Source organism: Paenibacillus sp. NPDC058177 (genome assembly GCF_042883835.1).
GTDB classification, from domain to species: Bacteria; Bacillota; Bacilli; order Paenibacillales; family Paenibacillaceae; genus Paenibacillus_AQ; species Paenibacillus_AQ agri.
This window is the reverse complement of record NZ_JBHVVB010000001.1, coordinates 137,619-158,811: the sequence shown is the minus strand read 5'-3', so window position 1 is coordinate 158,811 and position 21,193 is coordinate 137,619. Positions and strand designations below refer to the sequence as shown.

Here is a 21,193-nt window from a genome sequence, read left to right as displayed (position 1 = left end):
GAGTAAGCCCAATGATCTCACTTGTTGAAGTACAGGAAACGAATAAAATGATCCGGGAAATGAATCTCGATGTGCGGACCATCACCATGGGGATTAGCCTAATGGACTGCGCACATAGTGATCTGAAGACCTTTAACCAGAACGTATATGACAAAATCACCCGCTCTGCCGAGAAGCTCGTCAAGACTGGTGAAGATTTGGAAAAACAATTCGGCGTGCCAATTGTCAACAAGCGGATTTCGGTCACTCCAATTGCCATTGCCGCTGGGTCGGTTCACACCGATACTTACGTGCCTGTGGCAGAAGCACTTGACCGGGCTGCCAAGGAAGTTGGCGTAAACTTCATCGGCGGCTTCTCCGCACTGGTGCAGAAAGGCTGTACGAAAGGCGACCGCATTCTGATCGACAGCATCCCCGAAGCGCTGGCCGTGACGGAGCGTGTATGCTCCTCGGTTAATGTGGGCTCATCCCGCAGCGGCATTAACATGGATGCTGTGAAGCTGATGGGTGATATTATCCTGCAGACTGCCGAACGTACCAAGGAAAGAGACTCTATCGGTTGTGCGAAGCTGGTTGTCTTCTGCAACGCTGTAGAGGACAACCCCTTCATGGCGGGAGCCTTTCACGGGGTAGGCGAGCGTGAATGCGTCATTAATGTAGGGGTTAGCGGACCCGGTGTAATCAAGAGAGCGCTGGAAGAAGTCAAAGGGCAGGATTTTGAAACGCTGTGCGAGACTATCAAGCGGACGGCCTTCAAAGTTACGCGTGTTGGGCAGCTCGTTGCCCAGGAAGCCTCCAAGCGGATGGGCGTTCCATTCGGTATCATCGATCTGTCCCTGGCACCTACGCCACTGATCGGGGATTCCATTGCGGAAATCTTCCAGGTAATGGGGCTAGAAGAAGCTGGTGCTCCGGGAACAACCGCAGCCCTGGCCATCTTGAATGATAATGTTAAAAAAGGTGGCGTGATGGCCTCCTCCTACGTCGGCGGACTTAGCGGTGCGTTCATCCCGGTCAGCGAAGACCATGGCATGATTCAGGCCGTTCAGCGCGGCGCACTGACGCTTGAGAAGCTGGAAGCCATGACCTGCGTCTGCTCGGTGGGCCTGGATATGATTGCAATCCCCGGCAGCACCTCCAAAGAGACTCTCTCGGGTATCATTGCCGACGAGGCAGCCATTGGCATGGTCAACAATAAGACCACTGCCGTTCGCGTCATCCCTGTCATCGGTAAGGACGTTGGCGAAATGGTCGAATTCGGCGGCCTGCTGGGCTATGCGCCCGTGATGGCAGTCAATTCGTTTAATTGTGCGGGCTTTGTGAACCGCGGCGGCCGCATTCCGGCACCGATTCACAGCTTCAAGAACTAAAGCTGTGCAATGCTGGCAGGGGCAGTACCAGTGAAGGCGGCGCTATCTGAGGCAATGTCATCAACGACAGTAAGGCAGGTTACAACAAACTAAGAGGATGCCTCATGATTCTATTTCTATTTTCACTAAAGTAACAGCATATCTTCAATTTAGTTAACATAAAAACCCAGTCAATTAGATAGTGTTAAAATAAGCCAAGCAGCGTTTCTCCCGTAATTGAGAAGCTGCTTGGCTTTTTTGTTCCATTACGATCTGCTCAACACTATTATAAGCATGAGAAAACCAGCTGACCTCAAACCTAACTGTTTCTACTTCAAAAGCAAAGCCTATTCTCTATCCCAAGCAACCCGTCCATGGTTTTTGGGACATTCGAATTACATCCTCTTTCCATGATCAATTTCCTGTCTGGAAGTTCGAGAGTATTAGAAATAGATGCAAATATGTACCTTATTTCATACCAATAACTGAAATATAGTGATTTAAGGGCATAATTGTATGCTAATTCCCCTGCTTGGCCTGAAAATAAGCTTTACTGGTAGATTTAGAGTACAATAATGCACTTATTTACCAATTATATTGATTATGCGTGCAATTAAGGTACAGAATTGCAGTTAATTCGAGCGACGGAGGTACAAGACCCGTGAGACAGTGAGGCAGAACTATGTACCGCCGATTACGAGCCATGAGTTACGAGCCATGTTCGGCGGAGCGATGAGCTACGAGCCATGAGCTACAAAGTCCCCTGCGATGAGCAATGAGGCTCATTCATCCAGTCATATGACGACGGGAGCGACAGAGTCACAGCCATGAGTTACGAACCATCTTCGACCATACCCAGTCTTAATCTATCGTTATGGTACCAAAATCTACGCCTCGTTGATCAGGAATTGCAAAGGACACGGTCGTGCCAGCACCCGGCTGGCTCTGAATAATCAACCCCTTGCCATAGAGTCGCTTCAGCCGGCGGTTCGTATTCTGCAGGCCGATCCCTCCTTTGCCCTGCTGGGACGGTTCGAGCAAAGATACAACCTGATCAGGCTCCATGCCTTTTCCATCATCTGTAACTTCAATTCGTATTTCCCTTGCATGGCGGGTGATAGAAATCTTTAGCACACCCCCACGGGCCTGACTAAGTAACCCGTGTCTAACCGCATTTTCCACTAGAGGCTGAATCGTTAGTGGAGGCAGCTGAGGCCCATTCACCTTGTCGCTCTCCATATCTTCCTCCATCTGCCATTCCACGGACAATCTGTCCTCGAACCGTTCCTGCTCAATATAGAGATACGCCCGGACAAGCTCCAACTCATGAGAGAGCGGCACAAGCTCTTCGGCATTCAGTAAATCAAAGTTAATTCTTAGGTACGACGTGAAGGCTTCCCCGAGCCGGGCCATTTTTTCAGAGTCAATGTTGCTAAGGGCCAGAATAGAGTTCAGAGCATTGAACAGGAAATGCGGCCTTATCTGTGCCTGAAGGTAGGCCGCCTCCATACGCAGCCGTTCATCAAGGGACTGCTTCAGCATCGTCAACGAGCGTACACGATATTGCAATTCCAGCCCATCCACTGGCTTAATCACATAATCGCTGGCTCCGGCCAGGAATCCGGTGTAGATATCCTCCGGCTGAGCACGGGCTGTCAGCAGCAGCACGGGAAGCTCCGATACGCTGTAACGCTCACGGATGATCCGTGTCAGTTCATAACCTGACATATGGGGCATCATGACATCGGCGATCACCATATCCCAGCGTCCCCTATCCAGCAGTTCCAGTGCTTCCTTGCCGGACAATGCCGGTACCAGATAATAGTGGGCATCGGAGAGCATCCCGCCAAGCACCCGCAGATTGACAGGATCATCGTCTACCACTAGAATGTTCAGGCTGCCATTGGCAGAGAACAAGCTTGTATCCTGCAATACCGGTACAACCGGTAGCGCGGTCAGGCTCCGGGTATACTGCAGGTCAGACGGCTCCGGATCTCCCTCAGCGGACAGAGCAGCCACACTGTAAGTATTCGACGTACCGGGTAGTTCGGAATCACCTGCAGCAGCCACTTCATCACTGAGAGCGCTGCTTAAACCCACATACAATGGCAGCGTGAACGAGAACACGGAGCCCTGTCCAGGTGCAGAATCCAGAACAAGTATTCCGCCGTGCAGCTCTACAAACTGCTTGCAGATACTAAGCCCAAGTCCGAAACCTCCACCGTCATTGATGCCAAGCGCGCCCTGCTCATATGGCTTGAAGACTCTTGCAACTGTTTCCTCATCCATCCCCGCACCGGTATCTGCCACACGAATGATAGCCTTGCCGTTCACAATTTCCGCGCTGACGGTTATCGTTCCGGCATCCGTGTATTTGATGGCATTATGCAGGAGATTGACTAAGATCTGCATCAGCCTCTTCTCATCACCATACACCGGCGGGAAATCATCAGGGATCTTCATCACCATACGTAACGGCTTACCATCTAGCAAGTAACCCAGCATGGCTAGCACACTCGGCACGACAGCCTGCATCTGGAGTCGTTCCTTCCGTAGCACGATTTTGTTATCCTGAAGCCTGGTGATATCCAGAAGATCGCCAAGGAGGCTAGACATTCTCTTAGTGATAGTAATGAGAAGCTCCATATCTTTGATACTTTTGGGATTCATCCCCTGCTGTTCGTTAACGATCACCGTTTGAGCAATGTTCATAATGCCATGTAGTGGCGTTCTTAGCTCATGCGAAGTATTGGCCAGAAATTCATCCTTCACCTTATCTGCCTGACGGAGCTGTCCAGTCAATTCTACATTCTCCTCCGCGTTGCGGAAATACCGCTTGAACCAGTATGTACAGAAGCTGATGATGGCAGCAATCATGTCGACCGGATAAAAAATACTATCCACAACTCCCCCATTTTGCAGCACGCCCCAGAACACGCTGGAAGAAACGCCTCCAGCTGCCAGCAGCAGAAAAAGTGCATCACGCTGGGATTGGATGACCATCTTGGCAATTAGATAGACCACTCCGATCATCGGCAGTAAATAGATTAGGCCAAAAACTTTGAAATGGTAGGAGTACAAGACCCAGTTCGCGGGTGATACCAGAATAAATAAGACAAAAAGGACAAAACAAGCTACGTAAGTACGGAACAGGTACCTTCTGCTGTTCTCGACATCTTTGTGGAAGGTGCGGGTCAGTAAGAGCATGAAAAAGGAGATAGAGCTATAGGACAGCAGCCGGGTCTTTAGCCCCCAGGTATAATTGATGGGCAGCCATAGCTGGAGCAGATTATCATGATCGGACGCGATCGAGAGTGCTGTCACTATAAGCAGCATACAAAAATAGATAAAGCTTCTCTCCTTCGGATTAAAGAAGAATAGAATAACAGCGTACAAGCTGTGTAGTAGCAGCACAATAAAAATAACCAGCTGAAATCCGATTGAATAAAGCCGCTCCTTGTCAATGGCGGCCTGTGAACCGAATTTTATAGATTTAAGAATTCCACCCAAAGACGGATTGTCATGGTTGGCAGCCTGGACCAGCACATCAAGCTCCTGTTGTCCATTCGCTGTGTAGGTTATCGTATAGGAACTTACACGCGATTGGGATTGGTCTTTCCGTTCCGAAAACACTCCGAATGCAGATTGCTGCTCACCGTTGATGAAGATCGCTGAACTGTTCTCGATTTTACGAATCCATAGCGAGTAAGGCTGGTTCAGCGGCTGATCGACCAAAATGCGCAGGCGATATGTACCTATACCATAGGAGTTGGCCTTAGTGTCGCTGAACCCGCTCCTCCAATCCCCAGGGACCTTGACATATCTTGTTGGCTCCGGCAGTTCTCCTTTCCCGTCTGTCAGCAGTTTATCAGGGTAGAACTCCCATTCCCCATTTAAGGTAATGGACTTGGAACCCTCAAAATTCCAGCCCCTCATGTCCAGTACACCGTTCACTGCTTGCGGAGCTTTCGATGGAGCCTGAACAGCATACCATACCAGCCGCAGCCCAGACAGCAGAGCAAGCGTGAGAAGAAGAATGAGTCCATGCTTTTTCAACGTATGAAGATTGGCTTTAGATATCATAGGATTGATTAGTTGACAGAAATACTGTACTGTCTTTCCTTTTCTTTAGTCTCATCGTATAAAAATCATGTCACGACCAGCAGCAGATGATAAAGGTGACCTTAGTCCCTGTGCTGAACAGTATTATACTGAATCTATGAGCTAAAGCATAGAAAAAAACAGTATCCCCAACAATTCCAAGGAAATCCATAAGCAGTTACCATCCTCAACCATTCCTGTTATTATTCGTGTCTTCGCCAAATATCGCTGAAAATAAAAAAATTAACTGAAGAGATTCCAGTTAATTTTTTGATATGGCCTATACGTAATGGAATAACAGAAAATTTTCCTTCTATATATGACGAACTTAAGATCTTCACTTAAGGCTCGGTCGTCACTACAGATACATTGTCCAGATTTCTTCGATTAAAAAGCCACTTAGCGGTTGAAATCCGGGCACAGCTTGTGCTTTCTCCTCCACAACGATTACGGCATCCTAAGGGTTCACATGACCTAATTTGTCAGGATCAAGCATCAGATACAGTCCTTGAATCCGGTCACCTGACCGGTTCAACTCCAGGCAGAGCACACCTACAATCTCTCCATGCTGGCGATAAATAATGTGGGATTCTCCATTGACGCTAGCAAACGAAGCTTCCAACTCCCGCAGCCTGTTAAGCACCCGGCGTGAGGACAACAAGGCTGCGACTCCTTTGCGCCCGATCATTGGCCGGAGTACAGTATGCACCTGGCCACCACCGTCAGAGATCAGCACCGGATGATCTCCCAGCAATTCCAGCATTCCGTTGATATCATAAGAATCGAAAGCATCAATAAATCTTTTCATAAGTGCCTCTCTGGAGTGCTTGATCACCGGCTCCATACGTTCACCTGCTGGGACAGATTGAAGATTCCGTTTGGCACGACTGAAGATTTTACGGCAATTGGCTTCCGACTTATCTACCATCTCGGCAATATCATCATATTCGTACTGGAACACTTCACGCAGGACAAATACTGCACGCTCAGTCGGCGTCAGCCGCTCTAGCAGAACCAGAAAAGCATAGGACAAGGTATCCTTGCGTTCAGCCGTCGCTTCCGGCCCGTCGTAAATCTCCGCCATCGGCTCAGGAAGCCATTCTCCCTCGTAGGCCTCACGCTTATTGCGCGGAGAATTCAGAAAATTCAGGCAGCGGTTAGTAATCCCTTTAGCTACATATGCCTTCATATTCCGAATCTCACTCCGGTCCTTGCGCTGCAGCTCTGCAAAACAATCCTGCACGACATCTTCGGCATCAGCAACCACACCTAACATCCGATAGGCGATGGAAAAAGCGTACCCTTTATACGTCAGATACAACTCCTCCATACTCCGCTCATTCTCAGTCGGCAGGCTGTCATCCTGTACCTTGTCCAAGCTTTTCACAATACGTCCTCCTTTAATACTTCCTGCCCTGAGATTAATTAAAACAGCCCGGATACATCCCTGTCGAGATCGCAATCCTGTTCCAGCAGTTGATCGTATTAATGGCCATAATCAGGTCTACATATTCCGCTTCATTGAAATGCTCTCTTACTTTATCATACAGAGCTTCCGGTACACCGCCCTCGGAAATGGTTGTCACCGCTTCGGAGAGTTCCAATACAACCCGCTCCTGCTCTGTAAAAAGATGCGGTACTTCATGCCACACACTCAGCAGCAGAATACGGTCGCCGTGATCGCCAAGCTTTAGCAGGTCCTTCGCGTGCATATCGAGACAAAAGGCGCAGCCGTTGATTAGCGACACCCGTAATTTGATCAGTTCATACAGAACCTTGTCTTTAATAGCGTTCCCCGCATATGTCTCCAAACCCATCATCGCTGTCGCAGCCTTAGGGTTAGCCTTACTGTAATTGAATCTCAAACTCATCTCAATCATCCTCCTTAAAGTGTCTAACATTACTGTAGACAAAGGAGTCATTCTTTTTGTGACAACTTTCCTATAGAAAAATCCACATTATTCAAAAGGCCAAATCATGCATGCTCGTGTCCAAATATAACATGTTCTCCTTTTTTTGATTCCTGCTATAATAATGATTATTATTATCAATTAGATGGAGAGAAGGGGTTATTCATAATGCATCGTCACCGTAATTTTCTGCTTTTAGCTGCTTTAATGTTGGTTTTATCGGTTCTATCCGCTTGCGGGAATTCTAACTCGGCTGCTCCAGCCAATGAACCCGCGGCAACCACTGCACCAAGTGAGTCCTCTGCTGAAACTTCGGATTCAGCTGCTACAATAAACTACACCGACAGTTTGGGACGTGAAGTCGTTATTCCAGCACATCCGCAAAGAATCATCACGACTCAATATCTGCCGGAAATGATCGCCGCAGGAACCAAGCCTATTGGCGCAGTCACCCATTTGCTGAATAACTTTGTATCCATCAAGGATCAGATCGGTGGTATTGAGGATGTTGGCCCTGCCAATGCCATCAACATGGAGAAGGTCCTGTCCCTTCAGCCAGATCTGATCATTGCCACAGAGATGGATAAAGATAAAATTGACGAACTAAACAAAATTGCTCCTACAGTGGCAGTGCAGTGGGTAGGCAATGACGCATTCAAGCACTTCACAGACGTTGCAGCTGTTATCGGCAAGAGTGCAGAAGCGGACCAATGGATTGCTGATTTCAATAAGGAGAGTGAGCAAGCGCGTCAAGAGCTGGCCTCTTCTGTACAAGAAGGAGAAACCTTCGGCGCTGTTGTTATTGGCGGTTATGAAAAAGGACAACTGAGAGTGTACGGGCCGGGGAACGTCGGTTATACTTTATACGATACCCTTCACTTTAAAATGACAGATTTCGTTAAGCACGAATGGGAGACTAAAGACCACGAACTGGGACTCAATATTTCCCTGGAAAAGCTCCCTGAATATGCTTCTGCCGATCGGATATTCCTTGTTAAATTTAAAAATGATCCTGAATTCCTGCAGGAAGTGGAAAATAGCAGACTCTGGAATAACCTTCCAGCCGTCAAGAATAACAAAGTCTACGTAGTAGATGAAGCACTATGGTTCTCGTATGACGTCATGTCCCTTAAGGGGCAGTTGGAAAACGCAGTTGAGTTGTTAAAAAAATAAATGGTTGTATGTTCATACCATATGGGGTTCTTCAGCATTAGCTGAAGAGCTCCTTTCTTTCATACAGGGAGGTGAATGCAATGTCGGTTCAACCAAGCAGACGCCCGGCGCGTCTCTCTATTATGTATACCTGGTCGCAGATTTATTTATATACACTGGAAGAAGGTGCTGAGGGACTGACGATCTGCAGCCATGCCGAAAAAATGCTTGTCGTCCCCATTGATGGGTCTGCTGAGGTATACAGTGACGAGCAACGCCACGTTCTCTACGGGAACCACTGTGGCATTCTGGACCCAAAGGAAAATGTTTCTATCCAAAATGCCGGCACAGGCCCGCTGCGCCTGTATCTTATCGAATTTGATGAATTGCGCTTGCCGGGCTCTTCCGAGGAGGTTTCTGCTGAGCGACTTCCAATTACAGCAGGTGTAATCGAATTGGCCTCATTCAGCCATTTTTCCGGGTTAGTGCACAATCTATACGAACGGCGGGATCTGTCCGGGCTGCTTGAAGAGTACGAAAGCCACTTTATTTTCCAAGAGATCCTTTTGATGATCTTGAAGAGCGCCGAATGCAACAGGGAACAGGATGCCACAAGTGCGGTTCAGAAAACCATTGCCTTCATGGAGAATGCTTACGCCTTCGATCTCACGCACGGACAGCTTGCCGAAATGGCCGGGGTCTCCACCCGGCATTATTCGCGGATTTTCAAGGGACTAACCGGCAAAAGCCCTATCGACTACCTCATCGAACTCCGAATGAACAAGGCAAAGCGCCTGCTCCAGAGCCGGGAGGTATCGGTTGGCGAGGTGGCCGGGAGCGTGGGATTTCATGATCCCTTTCACTTCAGCCGCAGCTTTAAGCAGCACACGGGGGTCTCTCCCCGTCTGTACATTAATCTGCGCAAGCATAGCAGCCGGATCGCCTCTCTTCAGTATCTTGGGGAACTACTCGCCTTGGGCATCAAACCTGTCGGCGCACCTTCCCAGCTTCTAAAGGGTCGTTATTTGCAAGGCCATGTGGAGGGCATAACCGAAATCGGCAAATCCGTAGTGACACCATACTTGGACAGGCTCGCTACCTTAAAGCCGGACGTGATTCTTACCTTTGACGGCCATCATTACGATACTTATGCCAAAATCGCTCCTACACTGGATATGTCCTGGTCCCAGCCGGTTTTTGACCGGTTCCGTTTTATCGCCGATTTGATCGGCAAACAACAAGAGGCTGAGCAATGGCTCAGCCAATACGAAGAGCAGACCTTTGAGGCCAGGAATGCTTTGAAATGGCATCTGCAAGCCGGACATACTCTCTCTTTTATCTGGACAAGAGGACTCCCGGAGACAGTGCAAGTCTATTACGACATGAAGGTTCTTTATCAGGACCTGGGGTTTCAGGCCCCCGCTCCGGTAGCTGCCGTACAGAAGACCAAGGGCCATCCGTTCAAATCCAATATTCCGGTCCAGGAACTGCCTCATTATGTGGGCGATCATCTGTTTGTTGTAGTCTCACCAGACCCTGTCTCACAACAACACTTTCGTGAGCTCCGGCAAACCGAGATCTGGAATAGCCTGCCTGCTGTTCAGAACCGCCGGGTATATCTCGGCTCGGAGGACTGGCTCCGCGAAGATCCGGTGTCCATGTCCGGACAGATTCGAGAGGCTGTTCCTCTGCTCGTGGAATTAAATTGAGACTTCAGCCTTTTTCCGCCTGCATCTTCACGCGCCGGGCATCCATTAACCGCCATCCGGTAAGCACTGCCGCCACGAAGCAGATGGATGCGGAGGTCATGAAAACTACATGCATGCCTTCCAGGAAAATATCCGGACGGCCCGGGATCAATCCGGTCACACGGTATCCTGCCTCGTTGCTCATGACATGGAACAGAATCGTTGTCGCCAGCGTAATGCCGACAACCATCCCGACATTGCGGATCAGTGAATTGACACTACCTGCAGAGCCAAGCTGTGTGCGCGGTACTTTGGACATGATCAGTGAATTGTTCGGCGACTGGAACAGGCCGCTGCCGATACCAAGCATGGCAATCCACAGTCCGACAAGCAGGACTGAACTGCCGGCGTGTAGCTTCGCCAGACCAATCTGTGCTACAACCATGACGATAAGACCAGCAAAGGTCAGCAGTTCTGAGCCAATCTTATCCGACAATGCGCCACTGATCGGCGCCACAATGACCATGGAGATCGGCAGCAGCATCAGCAGGAAGCCGGCGTCGAACGGGGACAAGTTCAGCATGTTCTGCGCATAGAACGGAGCGATGATGTTGAAGCAAAAATTCGCCGCGAAGACGAGGAAGCCACAAAGGATACTGACCGAAAACAGCGGATTTTTGAACAGGGACAGATTCAGCAGCGGTTGCGGCTTCCGTACTTCAACCCAAATAAAAGCTGCAAAAGCGCATACCGCGACAACCAATGATATAACAATTCGTGTATCACCATAGCCGATCTGCTGTCCAAGCAGTAATCCGGCGAACAAAAGAACGATAAAGAAAGCGAACAATGTACTGCCCGGAATGTCTATTTTATCCTGAACCCGGACCAGATCCTTCGGCAGCACCTTCCAGCCTAGAATGATAGCAATCAGACCAATTGGGACATTGACCCAGAAGATGTACTCCCAGCCCAGCGAGGACACGATAATCCCGCCTAGACTTGGCCCAGCGATGCTGCCGAGCGAAACGAACGTACCGATGAAGCCGAGCGCCTTCCCGCGCTCACTGGCCGGGAAGATATCGGTTACGATCCCTTGACTGTTGGCCATCGTCATCGAAGCGCCGATAGCCTGAATGACGCGTGACGCTATAAGCAAAGGCAGTGTAGTACTGAGTCCACACAGTAGAGAACCAATAATAAATACCACAGTTCCGATCTTGAAAATTCTGATCTTCCCCGCGATATCCCCTAGCTTTCCGAAGAACAGAATCGCAGCACAGATCGCCATCAGGTAACCTGTCGTCACCCACTCAATCTGCGCAATTGGCAGGCCCAGGCTCTTGGACAATACCGGGAGTGCAATGTTGACAATGCTCCCGTCCAGCGTGGCCATGAACGTGAAAAGATTCAACACAATCAGAATCATCCAGCGCCTTTTCTGAATATCGCTGTTCTCCTGGTAGGTTGCAGGAATTGAACTCATAATTACACCTCATTAAACTTAGAATGTTGGAGCTGAAAAGAGGATTGTCGAATCAAGCCGAATTTTAGTTGCGCACGCAACTAGTTGGGTCCTTCCCAGTGTACAGCATATTAGTTGCGTGCGCAACAATATTGTTGTACACTTTTATACATATTGAGCGCTGACCTCGCATTCAAGCAATCTAACCAAAGAGGTGTGCATGTTGAAAAAGGAACCTATCGGGAAGCTGATCTCCCTGATTCATCGACAGAACCAAAAAACGTTGTCCAGGCAGCTGGTTACCTATGGAATCGGCAGCGGCGGACAGCACAGCTTTCTCAAGCTGATCATGGGGCGGCCGGGCATCACCCAGGACCAGTTAACGAATGAATTAAAGTTCGATAAGGCTACCACTGCAAGGGCTGTGAAGTTATTGGAGCAATCCGGCTACATCGAGCGGAAAGTCGATCCTGATGACCGCCGCTCCTACCTGCTCTATCCAACCCCCAAAGCCATGGACTTTGCGCCGACCCTGCAGGAGATTCTGAATGGACTTAACCGCAAGCTTTCCCGTCATCTGACGGATGAAGAGGAAACACAGCTCATTTCCCTGCTCAAGCGAATTAGCCAGGAAGATGAATAACCTTTCCCCATATTTTCACTCCATATCACTAAAAATAACCGCAAGCTTGTCCGCGATGACGGATGGCTTGCGGTTATTTTTTCAAGTCCATTCAATCTACAATCAGTTCAATTTTCACCTTACTTTTGTACCCCTACTTTACGTATAAACGTCTCTGCGAACAGGGCTGCATCCTTCGGCCATCTGGCGGTCAGCAATTGACCATCCTCCACGATGAAGGGCGTATTAAATGAAGGGCCCTTCACATAGTCCTCCCGCTTCTGCAGATGCCGGGTCACCTCATCCTGAACATATTCTGGATATGTACGGTAGTAACGGCCGCGAGCCCAGGCAGTTAACCAATAGGCGGTCCGCTCCAGGGACTTGGTCAGACTCGTCATCTTTTTTCCGTATACCACCGCTTGACCGGTCAGAGGATCAATGGTCCGGGCCAGGACGATGGGGCCGTGACAGATCGCGCCAACCGGTCTGCCCAGCTTCCAAAAATGCAGCACCTTCTCCTGCAAAGTAGCACTCTCCAGGTATACTGTCATTCCCTTGGCATGCCCTCCGGGCAGAATGAGGCCGTCATAGATCTCAGGATCAATATCCCCGTAAACGAGCGGGTGCAGAAAGCCAGAGTCCAGCTCCAGCTGCTGGTGGTACCTCTGCACAACCACTTGGTCCGCTCCAAGCTGCCCGAACACAACTCCTGTCAACAAATAGGGATCAGTATAGGCGCGCTTCCCGTCAGGTGTGGCAAAGTCCACCTGGAAGCCTGCTTCCCGGCAGAGATACCACGGTACCACCACTTCTGTGGTATCAAAGTCTTGGGACGGCAGTGGCATCAGCACTCTTTTCTGCTGTGGCATGGTATTCTCTTCCCTTCATGGGTCACTAAAAGCGGCCGTCATTTATCTATGCGATCATTTTATCACAAATTTTAAAAAAACATTTTGCCCAATGACTCTGGAGCGTTTAAAATGAAACTTGCATGAAAATACAGACCATTTCAGAAAGGATACACATACATTATAGATTAGGAGCGAAGACACCACATGAATTCATCATCAAGTAAAGCGTCACCCTCGCCGAAAAAGGAGCGTTTTCCTTTATCGCTGCTGTGTCTAACCCTTGGCGCCTTCGCGATTGGAATGACAGAGTTTATTATTATGGGTCTGCTGCCCAATGTGGCTCATGACCTTGACGTAACGATTCCGCAAGCGGGGCAGCTCATTACCAGCTACGCCCTCGGGGTTGCTATTGGCGCTCCAATCTTAACCGTATTCACCCATAAGCTGCCTCAGAAAAAGCTGCTCGTCATCCTGATGCTCATCTTCATCGCGGGCAATGCCGTATCCGTCATCGCCCCAACCTACTCCCTGCTGATCGGAGCGCGCGTGATCACCGCTTTCGCGCATGGCACCTTTTTAGGGGTAGGCACAATTATCGCAGCCAGACTTGTAAGGCCGGAGAAACGGGCCGGCGCCGTCTCAATTGTGTTGGCGGGATTGACGGTTGCCAATATCATCGGCGTACCGTTTGGAACTTTTATCGGCCAACAGCTGGGCTGGAGAGCCTCGTTCGGCGCCATTACCCTGCTGGGTATTGTATCCCTGCTCGGCATTATCCGCTTCATACCTGTAATCACCCAGGATAAAATCAACAGCCTGGGCGAGCAGTTCCGCGGACTGATAAATCCGCAGGTCCTGCTGATCCTGTTGACAGGAGCACTCGGCTGTGGCAGTCTCTTCTCCCTGTTCACCTATATTACGCCGATGCTGGAGAATATCACTGGCTTCGCCGAACACAGTGTCACCTGGATTCTGGTACTGTTCGGACTTGGCGTGACCATCGGCAACATTGTAGGAGGTAAACTCGCAGACTGGAAGCTAATGCCTTCCCTGATTGTTAATTTCGCTGTTCTGGCCGTTGTGATTTCCATCCTTAATCTCACGCTCGACAGCCCGGTGCTGTCCGTCATCAATATCTTTTTCTGGGGCATCGCCGCATTCGGCATTATGCCTGGCATTCAGCTGCGCATCATGAATCTGGCGCATAAGGCTCCCTTGCTGGCTACAACATCCAGCCACTCTGCGCTTAATCTGGGTAATGCTGGTGGCGCCTACTTCGGCGGGCTTGCGATTACCCACTTTGGACTGGAGTCCATTCCTTGGCTGTCCGCATCCCTTGCGATTCTGGGCTTCCTCGGTGCATGGCTCAGCTACGCCATTTCGCGGCGCAATGCTGGCGGAGTGGGTCAAATTACAACCACGCCATAATCAAAGTACAGTCTCGTCAAGCAAAGCAGTGCATCACTTACAAAGCACTGCTTTACCAAACAAAATAACCTTCAGCGCCACTGGAAAGTGGACTGAAGGTTATTTTTCTATTCATATCTATAGTTATTATTTATCCAAATCGAACAGCAGCGGAACAACCTCGCCTTTGCCTACATCGATCAGACCAAGGTCGGTGATCTTAAGTGCCGGACTGACTGGCAGGGAATGTGTGCTGATGGACATAATCGGATTGTAGTGATTATAGCCCAGCGACTCCATGGCTGACCGTAGCTCCTTCACCTTCTGGGCAGTGATCTCCAGTGGCTCCTCAGTGAGAATGCCTCCGACTGGCAGGGCCAGATGGGCGAGCACCTGTCCGTCACAAACGACACAGAAGCCGCCTTGACCAGCGATAACTTCGTTCGCTGCCAGTGCCATATCCCCGGGGTTATGGCCGACCACCAACAGATTGTGGTTATCGTGCGAATAAGTAGTCGCGATCGCGCCACGCTTGATCGTATCGCCGCCAATCAGGCCGTAGGCCCGGTTGCCGTTCTTACCGTATCGCTCAAAGGTAGCGATAAGGCCATAGCCGCTCTCCTGCCATTGCAGCAGACCGTTACGTACTTCCGCTTCGCTATGTTTCTCCTCCGTGAATGTGGATACGTTGTTGACCATCATTACGCGGCAGCCATAACGTCCATCCGTCTTCTCCGAGACAACCGTAAAGTCGGCTGCGGTTACGGGGCTAAGCTTCACACTCTGGTAAAAATGCGCCGGGAACCGGGGCTGTGACTCTGGCTGGGACTGCGGCTGATGGCGATCATAAGCCTGCTTACCGCCTTTGTAGACCGCATCCAGTTCAAACGAATGCAGATCGGACAAGAGCAGATAGTCAGCGATCTTGTTCGGTGCAATCACACCACGGTCCTGCATTCTCATCCGCCGGGCCGGGGTGAAGGTTGCTGCATAGACTGCATCCTCAGGCGTCATCCCCATCTTGATCGCTTTGCGCACCAGATGGTCCAGATGTCCGGTTGCCACTAGCGAGTCCGTCATCACATCATCGGTCACGAAGCAAAAATGCTCACCGACAGGATGCTGAATCAGGTAGTCCACTACATCAGGGGTCATGGACTTCTCCTGAATTTCAATGAACATCCCGGCAGCAATGCGGGCAGTCAGCCCTTCAATGCTCTGGTGGGTATGATCCGAGTCAATGCCCGCGTAAATCAGCTGATGCAGATCGAGATCCAGCAGCTTCGGGGTGTGCCCCTCAATCACCAGCTCCGGATAGCGGCTGCGGATATGCTGGAGTATACGGTTGCTTTTGCCATCCGGGTCACGAATGACATCGACATAGTTCATAACTTCCCCAAGACAGATCATCTGCTCGGTCGCCATCAGCTGATCGATATCCTCAATCTCTATAGAACCACCGGTAGTTTCCAGCAGTGTCGCTGGTACAGAGCTTGGAATCGCGTAGAACATGTCCACCGTGCAGTCTTCACTAGCCCGAATCATCTCATGTACACCCTCGACGCCGAACACGTTGGCCATCTCATGCGGTTCAGGAACGATCGTCGTCACCCCATGACGCAGAATGCCATACGAGAACGTCTCCGGTGTAATCATGGTGCTCTCAATATGCAGATGGATGTCAATCAGACCGGGAACCATATATCTCCCTTGACCCTCAATGACCTCATTCGCAATGAATGTATCCGCGCCAAGACCACCGATATACAGGAACCGCCCATCCTTGACAGCCACATTGGCCAGCTCAAATCTTTTATAGTAACTGTTATACACATTCACATTCAGAATTAGTTGATCCGTAACCATCGTATATGCTCCTTACTGCGGCTTACTGCACCAGCACTAGCTTGTCTTTTGGAAAATAAATCGTAACCTGTTCCCCTTGTGCAAAGGGTACATCCATCTCCTGATTGACCGTAAATACGCCTAGCTCCGTCTCTACTTCATACTGGTAACTCCGTCCCAGATAAGTGCTTACCTGCACTCTGCCTGAAAGGGTATTGCCTGAGAGAGGCGCTTCCTGTGTGCTAGGCCACAGTTGAAGGTCATCCGGCCTGATCGCGCCCAGCATCCCAAGGTTACCTGCCCCATTCGGGCGTTTGGCTGCCAGGAACTTCAAAGATCCCCGGCTCAGCTCGATATCTTCACCTGCATCGCTGCGGCTCTCGAAGGCAATAAAGTTACCAAATCCGATAAACCGGGCCACATATTCACTAGCCGGATATTTAAAAATAGTCGTAGGATGAGCCAACTGTTCAATCTTTCCGCTGTTCATCACGGCTACCTGATCGGAGATGGAGAAGCATTCCTCCTGATCATGGGAGACGTAGACCGTCGTAATTCCAAGTTCCTGTTGAATCCGGCGGATCTCGACGCGCATATTCACCCGCAGGTTCGCATCAAGGTTACTCAGCGGCTCGTCGAAGAGCAGCAGATCCGGCTCGATGACCAGTGCCCGCGCAATCGCAACACGCTGCCGTTGTCCACCGGAGAGCGCCTTCGGCAATCTTTTCTCAAATCCGCCCAGGCTAACGATCTCCAGCATACGGGTTACCCGCTGCTTCACTTCCGCTTCCTTCATCTTGCGCAGGCGCAGGCCGAAGGCCACGTTATCGTACACCGACATATGCGGGAACAAGGCATAGCTCTGGAATACAAAGCCAAAGTTCCGCTTGTTCACCGGCACATTGGTGTAATCCTTGCCTCCGAACATGAACTTGCCCTGCTCGGCATTCAGGAAGCCGGCGATTAAGCGCAGGGTAGTTGTTTTGCCACAGCCGCTGGGGCCGAGCAGGGACAGGAGCTTCCCTTTTTCAATCTGCAAATTGAAATCTTCCAATATAAAACGGTTGTCGTAAGCAACCGATACTTGTTCTAGACTTATTAGTGCCATTACCGTATGCCTCCGTTATCGTTTGGTAAAATAGGCGAATCCCATCAGCCGCTCGATGATAAACATCAGCGCTGCCGTCAGCACCATCAGGATGACCGAAATCGCTGCAATTGTAGGGTCAAAATAATTCTGCACATAGGTCAGCATTTGAATCGGCAGGGTGCTTACCCCTGGACCGGTCATAAACACGGAGATGTCCACGTTATTGAAGGATTCCAGGAATGCGATCAGTACCGCAGCCAGAATGCCGGAGCGAATGTTGGGCAGCACCACTTTGAAAAAGGTCTCTAGACGGCCCGCGCCCAGACTCTGTGCAGCTTCTTCTACGGCAAAATCGAAATTGGCCAAGCTTGAGGCAATGACTCTGATAATGAACGGGAGCATAATCACCGTGTGGCCGATCAGAAGACCGGCATAAATCGGCAGTCCGTATACCACAATCAAATAGCGCAGCAGCGTGAACCCGAGCACAATGCCGGGAATGAGCACTGGCGACAGGAATAACGCGTTAAGCGTATCACGGCCCCGGAACTCGAACCGGCTCAGGGCATAAGCCGCCGGCACACCCAGCAGCAGCGCCAGCAGATTGCCTAGCATCGACACTATAATGGAGGTCTTGAATGTCTCCATGAACATACTTACTTCAAAAATATTACGGTACCATCGCAGCGAAAAGCCCTCCGGGGGGAATTTCAGGACAGTGCCCGGCTCAAATGAAGTAATAGAAATAATCACGAGCGGGCCTAGCAGAAACACAAACACCAGCAACGTGTACAGCGAGAGCCCACGGTTTCCTTCCTTCATCTTCTCACCCCTTCGGATTTAGTCGGTTCGCCCAGGCATTCATTAGACCAACCACCACAAATGTAATCACAATCATTATCACGGCAATGACGGACGCCGCCTGCCAATCATTTAAGGTCATAGCATTTTGGTACAGGAACGTTGCAACGACGCGTTCTTTACCGCCCAGCAGCGCAGGAGTCGTATAGGCTGTCAAGCTGCCGACGAACACGAGAATACTGCCGATAATCAGTCCCGGTACGGTGAGCGGGAAGATGATTTTACGGAAAGCTGTGAACGATGAAGCGCCCAGACTGCGGGCAGCCCGCACCAGCTCATAATCCAGATTCTCCATTACGCCAAGCAAGGTGATAATGATCAGCGGCAGGAAGAGATGCACGAGACCGACCATCATAGCCACCGGTGTATAGAGAATCTCGAGCGGCTTTTGAATCAAACCGATGTTCATCAGGAACGTATTGAGCAGCCCCTTCTTCCCCAAAATGATCATCCAGCTGAAAGAACGGACAACTGGGCTGGTCAGCAGCGGGAAAATGGACAGTGCGAGCAGAATGCTTTTCTTGCGGATGCCCGCACGAGAAATATAATAGGCGGCTGGATAGCCCAGCACCACGCATACCAAAGTTGTCACTACACTCACCCGCAGGGTGGTGAGCAGGATTTTATTGAAATACCCGTCGCGGAAAAAGGTCATATACCCTTCCAGCGTCAGTCTGCCATCCGGCATAAAGGTCGAAACAATTGTAAGAATGATAGGGATCAGCATGAATGCTGCCAGGAACAGAAATCCCGGCAACAGCAGCAGATATAAATATCTTTTATTCATTGAGTTAACTCCCGTCTGTCTTCAGCTCTTGGTTCAGACTCCCGATGAATAGCGTAAGAAAAGCGGGGCCATCCACCTCCAGGCAGACACTGACATTATGCGGCTTGTTCAGCCGGTTCTGAAAATCACAAACCGTCTGCCCGTCGCACAGCTCGCTCCGGGTCTCTACATCCACGTAATAATCCAGTTTTGTCACCAGGTCCGGATTAATCGCCACACCTACTGCCAATGGATCATGCAGGGCACAGGCTGCAACGCCGTTGCGCTCGTAATACCGCTGGCGGTAATCAGCCGTACTCTGCTCCACATACGCTGCGATCTCGGGATTCGTCAGCTTGGCAATATCCTCTTGCGACAGCAGCGCCTTGCGAGTGACATCCAGACCCACCAGAGTGAGGTGCGGGAAGCCCGCACCCATCACCAGCTTGGCGGCTTCGGGATCAACATAAATGTTGTACTCTGCCGTAGGGGTGATATTCCCTGAACCGCGCACCACGCCGCCCATGATGATGACCTCGGCGGTATGCTGCACCAGCTCCGGACATTTCTGCAGCACTTCGGCCAGATTGGTCAGGGGAGCGGTCATAATCAGCGTGACCTCTCCCGGCTGACTCATCACCTGACGGATGATGAAGTCTGCTGCGGATTCTTCCTCCGCGCGCTTATTGACTACCATATCCGATAATGCGCCACCGATGCCGTCGCGTCCATGCACCCGATGCTCAAAATGTACCTCGCGGGCCAGCGGCTTGTCCGCCCCCCGGTACACCGGAATCTCGTTCTGAACGCCGAGAAACTGCAGAATTTTGCAAGTGTTCTCCGTCGCCTGATCCAGCGATACATTGCCATTGACCGTAGTAATCCCAAGGATGTCGAGCGCTCCGCTCTTCACCGCCAGCATGATGGCCAAGGCGTCGTCCACGCCGGTATCCACATCGAGAATTACTTTTTTACGAATAGTCATCCTTAGCCACCGATCTCTTTGTTCCAGCGATCCGTCCATGCTTTGATGTTATCGTTGACGAATTTCATATCCAGCTTACGCAGCTTGCCCACAACATCTGCACCATAAGTTACACCCTTAGCTTCCTCTTCGTTCAGAACAACTTCAGTGTTTACCGGGGAATCAACCTTGGCCTTAGCGGATTTTTCTTGAACTTCCTTGCTCAGCTGCCAGTTGATGAACTCTTCGGCCAATTCCTTGTTATCCGTACCTTTGACTACGTTGATTGTGTTCATAACAGCAAATGCGCCTTCAGACGGAGCCACAAACTTCGCATCCGGAACTGCGGCTTGCAGATCCTTGAAGTACATCTCCATGATCGGTCCTCCGGCAATTTCCTCCTGGCTGAACATGTTCACATATTCGGAAGTCTGGCTGTAGTATTTAATCACGCTCGGGTTAATTTCTTTCAGCTTCGCAAAGGCTTGATCTTCATTGAAGTCAGTGCTGCCAGCAACTACAGACGCAGCATCTACCATCATCGGTCCTGCAGTCGCCGTAATCGCCGGAAGCGTCAGATTGCGATCAAACGCAGTCCAAAGATCTTTCCAGGATGTGATCTCACCCTTGACCAAAGCCGGATTGTAGGCGATACCGAGACGTCCAATCGTATAAGCCGGGCCGTAGCCCTCACCCAGTGGAGCTTTGGCAATATCATAAACATGTTCGAGATTCGGCACCTTTGCGGTATCGATGGTATCGATCAGTCCTTCATTAATACCTTGCTGAGCGTAGTAATCGGATAGGTAAATGACATCTACGTTCGAGCTACCCTGACGAATCTTGTTCAGGCGCTCAGCGTTGTTACCAATCTCCACGACAATCTTGACGTTGTGTTCTTTCTCAAAAGGTGCGTACACTGCTTCCTTGAAGAAGTCTTCCGAGAAGCCCCAGGTGGAGATTACCAGTTCCTTGGGTGCTCCTGATTTCCCATTGTCCCCAGCGGTTCCGCTGTTCGTTCCGTTAGCTGTAGTAGCGGAATTACTTCCCGATGATCCGCAAGCAGTCAGTGCCGCAGTAAGTGTAAGTGCAAGTGCTGTTCCCCAAATCTTTTTCATA

The 21,193-nt window shown here is 50.3% G+C and carries 16 protein-coding genes; 5 read left to right on the top strand and 11 right to left on the bottom strand.

All coding sequences use genetic code 11. The features are described 5' to 3' along the window. Window positions 1–14: 14 nt before the first annotated feature. On the top strand, window positions 15–1,370 hold the full coding sequence (locus tag ACFVU8_RS00670; RefSeq protein WP_483875052.1) for a DUF711 family protein: 1,356 nt from the start codon (window positions 15–17) through the stop codon (window positions 1,368–1,370). A gap of 840 nt (window positions 1,371–2,210) precedes the next feature. Here the strand turns inward: ACFVU8_RS00670 and ACFVU8_RS00665 are convergent. From ACFVU8_RS00665 to ACFVU8_RS00655, 3 genes are all read right to left on the bottom strand, one after another. Beyond that, window positions 2,211–5,432 (bottom strand): ATP-binding protein, encoded by a 3,222-nt coding sequence (locus ACFVU8_RS00665; protein ID WP_387425479.1) that lies wholly within the window; start codon window positions 5,430–5,432, stop codon window positions 2,211–2,213. A 475-nt stretch (window positions 5,433–5,907) separates the two neighbouring features. Beyond that, window positions 5,908–6,780, bottom strand: coding sequence for a sigma-70 family RNA polymerase sigma factor (locus tag ACFVU8_RS00660; RefSeq protein WP_387427151.1), 873 nt, complete (start codon window positions 6,778–6,780; stop codon window positions 5,908–5,910). Between the two features lie 91 nt (window positions 6,781–6,871). Continuing rightward, a complete protein-coding gene (locus tag ACFVU8_RS00655; protein ID WP_379464613.1) occupies window positions 6,872–7,321 on the bottom strand; it encodes a carboxymuconolactone decarboxylase family protein in 450 nt (149 codons plus the stop codon). A gap of 207 nt (window positions 7,322–7,528) precedes the next feature. Here ACFVU8_RS00655 and ACFVU8_RS00650 point away from each other — a divergent pair, with 207 nt between their 5' ends. Together ACFVU8_RS00650 and ACFVU8_RS00645 are read left to right on the top strand one after the other, a co-directional pair. Next, entirely contained in the window at window positions 7,529–8,533 is a 1,005-nt protein-coding gene (locus ACFVU8_RS00650) for an ABC transporter substrate-binding protein (RefSeq protein ID WP_387425477.1), read from the top strand. Between the two features lie 80 nt (window positions 8,534–8,613). Then, on the top strand, window positions 8,614–10,221 hold the full coding sequence (locus ACFVU8_RS00645) for a helix-turn-helix domain-containing protein (RefSeq protein ID WP_387425476.1): 1,608 nt from the start codon (window positions 8,614–8,616) through the stop codon (window positions 10,219–10,221). A 4-nt stretch (window positions 10,222–10,225) separates the two neighbouring features. Here the strand turns inward: ACFVU8_RS00645 and ACFVU8_RS00640 are convergent, their stop codons facing one another. Next, the gene (locus ACFVU8_RS00640; protein ID WP_379464616.1) at window positions 10,226–11,686 is read right to left on the bottom strand and encodes an MFS transporter; all 1,461 of its coding nucleotides are present in this window, start codon (window positions 11,684–11,686) and stop codon (window positions 10,226–10,228) included. Window positions 11,687–11,888: 202 nt separating this feature from the next. Here ACFVU8_RS00640 and ACFVU8_RS00635 point away from each other — a divergent pair, with 202 nt between their 5' ends. Further along, window positions 11,889–12,308, top strand: coding sequence for a MarR family winged helix-turn-helix transcriptional regulator (locus ACFVU8_RS00635; RefSeq protein WP_379464753.1), 420 nt, complete (start codon window positions 11,889–11,891; stop codon window positions 12,306–12,308). Between the two features lie 119 nt (window positions 12,309–12,427). Here the strand turns inward: ACFVU8_RS00635 and ACFVU8_RS00630 are convergent, their stop codons facing one another. After that, entirely contained in the window at window positions 12,428–13,159 is a 732-nt protein-coding gene (locus tag ACFVU8_RS00630; RefSeq protein ID WP_387425474.1) for a type 1 glutamine amidotransferase domain-containing protein, read from the bottom strand. Window positions 13,160–13,345: 186 nt separating this feature from the next. On the opposite strand from ACFVU8_RS00630, the gene ACFVU8_RS00625 reads away from it, so the two are divergent. Further along, window positions 13,346–14,569: an MFS transporter gene (locus ACFVU8_RS00625; protein ID WP_387425472.1), complete on the top strand. Its 1,224-nt coding sequence runs from the start codon at window positions 13,346–13,348 to the stop codon at window positions 14,567–14,569. Between the two features lie 126 nt (window positions 14,570–14,695). On the opposite strand, the gene ACFVU8_RS00620 is transcribed toward ACFVU8_RS00625, so the two are convergent. The 6 genes from ACFVU8_RS00620 to ACFVU8_RS00595 are packed head-to-tail and all read right to left on the bottom strand — an operon-like array spanning window position 14,696 to window position 21,192. Continuing rightward, a complete protein-coding gene (locus ACFVU8_RS00620) occupies window positions 14,696–16,414 on the bottom strand; it encodes an adenine deaminase C-terminal domain-containing protein (protein ID WP_387425470.1) in 1,719 nt (572 codons plus the stop codon). A gap of 22 nt (window positions 16,415–16,436) precedes the next feature. After that, window positions 16,437–17,501: an ABC transporter ATP-binding protein gene (locus tag ACFVU8_RS00615; RefSeq protein WP_379464620.1), complete on the bottom strand. Its 1,065-nt coding sequence runs from the start codon at window positions 17,499–17,501 to the stop codon at window positions 16,437–16,439. Window positions 17,502–17,516: 15 nt separating this feature from the next. Next, a complete protein-coding gene (locus tag ACFVU8_RS00610) occupies window positions 17,517–18,305 on the bottom strand; it encodes an ABC transporter permease (RefSeq protein ID WP_175373576.1) in 789 nt (262 codons plus the stop codon). Window positions 18,306–18,309: 4 nt separating this feature from the next. After that, window positions 18,310–19,131 carry an ABC transporter permease gene (locus tag ACFVU8_RS00605; RefSeq protein WP_387425468.1) on the bottom strand — a complete coding sequence of 274 codons (822 nt, stop codon included), beginning with the start codon at window positions 19,129–19,131 and terminating at the stop codon, window positions 18,310–18,312. Between the two features lie 4 nt (window positions 19,132–19,135). Beyond that, window positions 19,136–20,095 carry a nucleoside hydrolase gene (locus ACFVU8_RS00600; RefSeq protein ID WP_387425466.1) on the bottom strand — a complete coding sequence of 320 codons (960 nt, stop codon included), beginning with the start codon at window positions 20,093–20,095 and terminating at the stop codon, window positions 19,136–19,138. 2 nt (window positions 20,096–20,097) lie between these two features. After that, window positions 20,098–21,192, bottom strand: coding sequence for an ABC transporter substrate-binding protein (locus ACFVU8_RS00595; RefSeq protein ID WP_387425463.1), 1,095 nt, complete (start codon window positions 21,190–21,192; stop codon window positions 20,098–20,100). Between the last annotated feature and the right edge of the window lies 1 nt (window position 21,193).